General features: G+C 52.5%; 1 protein-coding gene and 2 pseudogenes. All 3 read left to right on the plus strand.

Annotated elements, in window-relative coordinates; all coding sequences use genetic code 11:
• A pseudogene (locus LPH68_RS26925) lies at positions 1-336 on the plus strand (ATP-binding protein); the annotation flags it as partial.
• On the plus strand, positions 333-731 hold the full coding sequence (locus LPH68_RS26930; RefSeq protein ID WP_005932412.1) for a hypothetical protein: 399 nt from the start codon (positions 333-335) through the stop codon (positions 729-731). The pseudogene LPH68_RS26925 and the gene LPH68_RS26930, both read left to right, overlap by 4 nt.
• Before the next feature lie 2 nt (positions 732-733).
• A pseudogene (locus LPH68_RS26935) lies at positions 734-924 on the plus strand (hypothetical protein); the annotation flags it as partial.

Consider the following 924-nt stretch of genomic DNA (forward strand, 5'->3'; position numbering starts at 1 on the left):
ACCGAACCGGTGTTCCACTATTTCATCAGCCTGTACAACAAGCTGGAGGAGAAATGCGGTGTCGTGTTCTTGAGTACCGATTATATTGCCAAGCGCATCAGCAACGGCTTGCGGTACCAGAAGCCCGGCTACAAGGAGTTCTACAGCCGTATCGGACGGAAATTTTATGAGTTGGAGCCTACGGACGTGAACGACGTGTTTGCGATCTGTTCCGCCAACGGTGTGACTGACAGGAAAGACATCGATAAGGTGATAAAGGAGGCTTCGACATGTGACTTTGATTTGCGGCGTGTGAGGAAGTCCATTCACAAGGTGAAACGCATGACGGGGGAATGACCCCCGTTCAAATACCGTTCAAACGTAATTTTAAGGATATGGAAAACAAATTTGAATACTTAAAGATCGACGGTCGCGAGCAGCTTCCCGCTCCCTGGAGCGATTACCCAGTCTTGAGGGAATACGAGACGGTGACCGTTTACCGGAATGGTCGCGACTACCTGGACGCCCTTGTGGGACAGCAGGACGGCTGGTGGGTTGCCGGCGTTCACATGGAGGTGGGCGGTTCCGGCGGTGGTTTCAACCCGGGACGTAAATGGGGACAGTTTGCCACCCGTGAGAATGCCCTTTTGTGGGCACTCGGCAGGATGCTCTGCCACGAGAAACTGCGGGGTGCCGCACGGCAGGCCGTACTTGACCGAATTGACAATATCCGACAACTAACACTGTTCTGACCATGGAAGAAGAGAAAAAGGATAATAAAAAAGCGGGCATGAGACGTGCCTTGAATGTCAGGGACATCCTGAACAAGAAGTATGACGTATTCCCTTTCGAAGGGAAATGGAAGGATGCCTTCGACACTCCGGAAGTCCGGGGCTGCTGGTTCGTGTGGGGCAACAGCGGTAACGGTAAGACCTCTTTCGTGAT

It is taken from the genome of Bacteroides sp. 1_1_30, from assembly GCF_020982715.1.
In the GTDB taxonomy this organism is placed as follows: Bacteria; Bacteroidota; Bacteroidia; order Bacteroidales; family Bacteroidaceae; genus Bacteroides; species Bacteroides xylanisolvens.